Annotated in this window: 4 protein-coding genes; all 4 read left to right on the top strand. The window is 69.3% G+C overall.

What is annotated here, in order from left to right; genetic code table 11:
• Window positions 1-1229: NADH-quinone oxidoreductase subunit D (locus H0X00_RS06975; protein WP_293768437.1), on the top strand; the 1229-nt coding region annotated here is incomplete at its 5' end.
• 26 nt (window positions 1230-1255) lie between these two features.
• Window positions 1256-1885, top strand: coding sequence for an NADH-quinone oxidoreductase subunit NuoE (gene nuoE, locus H0X00_RS06970; RefSeq protein WP_367186471.1), 630 nt, complete (start codon window positions 1256-1258; stop codon window positions 1883-1885).
• A 2-nt stretch (window positions 1886-1887) separates the two neighbouring features.
• Window positions 1888-3231: an NADH-quinone oxidoreductase subunit NuoF gene (gene nuoF, locus H0X00_RS06965; RefSeq protein WP_293768433.1), complete on the top strand. Its 1344-nt coding sequence runs from the start codon at window positions 1888-1890 to the stop codon at window positions 3229-3231.
• Window positions 3228-4838, top strand: a 1611-nt coding sequence (locus H0X00_RS06960; protein ID WP_293768431.1) for an NADH-quinone oxidoreductase subunit G, incomplete at its 3' end; no start/stop codon positions are given. The genes nuoF and H0X00_RS06960, both read left to right, overlap by 4 nt.

Genomic DNA, 4838 nt, shown 5'->3' with positions numbered 1-4838 from the left:
ACGCCCCCGAGGAACGCATCGTCGTCAACATGGGCCCGCAGCACCCGTCCACCCACGGCGTGCTCCGGCTCATCCTCGAGCTTGAGGGCGAGACCGTCACCGATGTCCGCTGCGGCATCGGTTATCTGCACACCGGTATCGAGAAGAACTGCGAGTACCGCTCGTTCACCCAGGGCGTCACCTTCGTGACGCGGATGGACTACCTCGCGCCGATCTTCAACGAGACCGCCTACTGCCTCGCGGTGGAGAAGCTGCTCGGGATCACCGAGGCGATCCCGGAGCGGGCCAGCGTCATCCGCGTGATGATGATGGAGCTGAACCGGATCTCCTCCCACCTGGTCGCCATCGGCACCGGCGGCATGGAGCTCGGCGCGATCACCGGCATGATGTTCGGCTTCCGTGAGCGCGAACTGGTCCTCGACATCTTCGAGGAGATCGCCGGGCTGCGGATGAACATGGCCTACGTCCGGCCGGGCGGGGTCATCCAGGACGTGCCGGACACCGCGATCACCAAGATCAAGGAACTGATCGAGGTCTGGCCGGCGCGGCACAAGGACTACGTGCAGCTGCTCAACGGCCAGCCGATCTGGAAGGGCCGCACCGTCGGGGTCGGCTACCTCGACCTGACCGGCTGCATGGCCCTCGGCGTGACCGGTCCGATCCTGCGCTCCACCGGCCTGCCGCACGACCTGCGCAAGTCCCAGCCCTACTGCGGCTACGAGACCTACGACTTCGACGTCATCACCGAGGACACCTGCGACGCCTTCGGCCGCTACCTGATCCGCCTGAACGAGATGGGCGAGTCGATCAAGATCATCGAGCAGTGCGTGGACCGCCTGCGCGAGCCGGGCCCGGTGATGGTCGCGGACAAGAAGATCGCCTGGCCCGCCCAGCTCTCGCTCGGCAACGACGGCATCGGCAACTCCCTCGAGCACATCCGCAAGATCATGGGCGAGTCCATGGAATCGCTCATCCACCACTTCAAGCTGGTGACCGAGGGCTTCCGGGTTCCGGCCGGCCAGGTGTACCAGTGCATCGAGTCGCCCCGCGGCGAGCTCGGCGTGCACCTGGTCTCCGACGGGGGCACCCGGCCGTGGCGGGTGCACTTCCGGGACCCCGGCTTCGTCAATCTGCAGTCGACCGCCGCGATGAGCAACGGCAGCCTCGTCGCGGACGTCATCGCCGCCGTCGCTTCGATCGACCCGGTCATGGGTGGGGTGGACCGTTGAGCCTGAATGAGAAGACGCGCGAGGACATGCGCGCGATCATCGCCCGCTACCCGGAGTCGCGTTCGGCGCTGCTGCCGATGCTGCACCTGTGCCAGGCCGAGGAGGGCTACGTCAGCCCCGAGGGCGTGGCGATGTGCGCGGAGGAGCTGGGCCTGACCGTGGCCGAGGTCGGCGGGGTCGCGACCTTCTACACGATGTACAAGCGCCGCCCGATCGGCGACTTCCACGTCGGGGTCTGCACCAACACGTTGTGCGCGGTGATGGGCGGGGACGCGATCTTCGCCTCGCTCAAGGACCACCTCGGGGTCGGCAACGACGAGACCACCCCGGACGGCAAGGTCACCCTCGAGCACATCGAGTGCAACGCCGCCTGCGACTACGCGCCGGTGATGACGGTGAACTGGGAGTTCTTCGACAACCAGGACATCGGCAGTGCCAAGGACCTGGTCGACAAGCTGCGCCGCGGCGAACCGGTCGCCCCCACCCGGGGCGCCAACCGGGTCTGCACCTGGAAGGAGGCCTCGCGCGTGCTCGCGGGCTTCCCCGACGGGCGGGCCGAGGAAGGCGTTTCGGCCGGACCGCCCTCGCTGCTCGGCCTCAAGTACGCCCAGGAGCGCGGCGATCGCGCGCCCGCTCTGCCGGACGGGAGGATCTGAGGATGCTCACGCCTGTCCTGTCGGCGAACTGGGGCGACGCCGACTCCTTCACGATGTCGGGTTACGAACGCCGCGGCGGTTACGCGGCGGCCCGCACCGCGCTGCAACTGCAGCCCGACGCGCTGATCTCCCTGGTCAAGGACTCCGGTCTGCGTGGGCGGGGTGGCGCCGGCTTCCCGACCGGGTTGAAGTGGAGCTTCATCCCCCAGGGCCCAGAAAAAGATGGGACGCACAAGCCGCACTACCTGGTCATCAACGCCGACGAGTCCGAGCCGGGCACGTGCAAAGACATCCCGTTGATGATGGCCAACCCGCACGTGCTCGTGGAGGGCGTCATCATCGCGGCCTTCGCGATTCGGGCCAGCCACGCGTTCATCTACATCCGCGGTGAGGTGCTGCACGTCATCCGCCGGATGCAGAAGGCGGTGCAGGACGCCTACGCCAAGGGCTACGCCGGCAAGAACATTTTCGGCTCCGGGTACGACCTGGAGATCGTCGTGCACGCCGGCGCCGGCGCCTACATCTGCGGCGAGGAGACGGCGCTGCTCGACTCGCTCGAGGGCCGGCGCGGCCAGCCCCGACTGCGTCCGCCGTTTCCCGCGGTGGCCGGCCTGTACGGGTGCCCCACCGTGATCAACAACGTCGAGTCGATCGCCTCGGTTCCCTCGATCGTGCTCGGCGGCACCACCTGGTTCGGCTCGATGGGCACCGAGAAGTCCAAGGGCTTCACTCTCTACTCGCTCTCGGGCCATGTGAAGAACCCCGGTCAGTTCGAGGCTCCGCTCGGAGTGACGCTGCGTCAGTTGCTGGACCTCTCCGGCGGCCTGCGCGAGGGGCGGACGCTGAAGTTCTGGACCCCGGGCGGCTCGTCCACCCCGCTGCTGACCGACGCGCACCTCGATGTCCCGCTGGACTACGAGGGCGTCGCCGGCGCCGGCTCGATGCTCGGCACCAAGGCGTTGCAGATCTTCGACGACACCACCTGCGTGGTGCGTGCGGTGCTGCGCTGGACCGAGTTCTACGCCCACGAGTCCTGCGGCAAGTGCACCCCGTGCCGCGAGGGCACCTACTGGCTGGTCCGCCTCCTCAAGCGCTGGGAGGCAGGGCAGGGCTCGCCGGAGGAGATCGACCAGTTGCTCGACATCTCCGACAACATCCTGGGCCGCTCGTTCTGTGCCCTCGGTGACGGCGCCACCAGCCCGATCACCTCCTCCATCGAGTACTTCCGGGACGAGTACCTGGCCCACCTGACCCACGGTGGCTGCCCGTTCGACCCCGTCGCCTCAACTCTGTTCGCGAGCGCAGCGAGCGGACCAATCAGCACTGGGGCGGGAGCGCCGGCATGACCGTCACCACTAACTCCGGGTCTGACATCGCTGTGCCCGTCGACCTGGTGAATCTCACCATCGACGGCATCCACATCGCCGTCCCCAAGGGCACGCTGGTGATCCGGGCCGCCGAGCAGGTCGGCGTCCAGATCCCGCGGTTCTGCGACCACCCGCTGCTCGATCCGGTCGGCGCCTGCCGGCAGTGCCTGGTCGAGGTGGAGGGCCAGCGCAAGCCGCTCGCGTCCTGCACCACCACGGTGTCCGAGGGCATGGTCGTCCTGACCCAGGTCAGTTCGCCGGTCGCGGACAAGGCGCAGCAGGGCGTCATGGAACTGCTGCTGATCAACCACCCGCTGGACTGCCCGGTCTGCGACAAGGGCGGCGAGTGCCCGCTGCAGAACCAGGCGATGTCCAACGGCCGCGCCGAGTCCCGCTTCCTCGAGGGCAAGCGGACCTTCCCGAAGCCGGTCAACATCTCCGCGCAGGTGCTGCTCGACCGCGAGCGCTGCGTGCTCTGCGCCCGCTGCACCCGCTTCTCCAAGCAGATCGCCGGCGACCCGTTCATCGACATGTTCGAGCGCGGTGCGCTGCAGCAGGTCTCGATCTACGAGAACGCCCCGTTCGAGTCCTACTTCTCCGGCAACACGATCCAGATCTGTCCGGTCGGCGCGCTCACCTCGGCCGCCTACCGCTTCCGGTCCCGCCCGTTCGACCTGATCTCCACCCCGAGCGTGTGCGAGCACTGCGCCGGTGGGTGCGCGCTGCGCACCGACCACCGGCGCGGCAAGGTGATGCGGCGCCTCGCGGGGGAGGACCCCGAGGTCAACGAGGAGTGGAACTGCGACAAGGGCCGGTTCGCGTTCGCCTACGCGACCCGTCCGGACCGCCTGACCACTCCGCTGATCCGCGACGCGGACGGCAGCCTCGTCCCGGCTTCGTGGCGGGAGGCGCTCGCGCTGGTCGCGGAGCGGCTCGAAGCGGACCGCGGCCGCTCGGCCGTGCTCACCGGTGGCCGGCTGACGCTGGAGGACAACTACGCCTACGCGAAGTTCGCGCGGGTGTGCCTGGACACCAACGACATCGACTTCCGCACCCGCGGGCACTCGGCCGAGGAGGCGGACTTCCTCGCCACCCACGTCGCGGGCCGCGGTGTCTTCGCCGGGCACGGCCCAGGAAGTGGGGCAGTCACCTACGCGGCCCTCGAGGCCGCGTCGGTCGTCGTCCTGGTCGGGCTGGAGGCCGAGGAGGAGGCCGCGAGCATCTTCCTCCGCCTCCGCAAGGCCTTCCTGCGCCGGCGGCTGCCGATCGTCGCCCTCGCTCCCTTCGCCACGAACGGCCTGGCCAAGGCCGGCGGCCGCCTGGTGCCGACGGTCCCGGGCACCGAAGCCGCCGTGCTGGACTCGCTGGCCGGCAACGAGGTCGGTGACCTGCTGCGTCAGCCTGGCGCGGTGATCCTGGCCGGCGAGCGGCTGGCCGGTTTCCCCGGTGCGTTCAGTGCGGTGGCCCGGCTCGCCGAGGCCACCGGCGCGAGCGTGGCCTGGGTGCCGCGGCGTTCCGGAGACCGGGGTGCGGTCGAGGCCGGCGCGATCGGTTCGCTGCTGCCGGGCGGTCGCCCGGTGGCCGAC

It is taken from the genome of Sporichthya sp. (genome assembly GCF_013815995.1).
In the GTDB taxonomy this organism is placed as follows: Bacteria; Actinomycetota; Actinomycetes; order Sporichthyales; family Sporichthyaceae; genus Sporichthya.
Note: the sequence above shows the minus strand (reverse complement) of the source record. Positions and strands in the feature narration are given on the sequence as shown.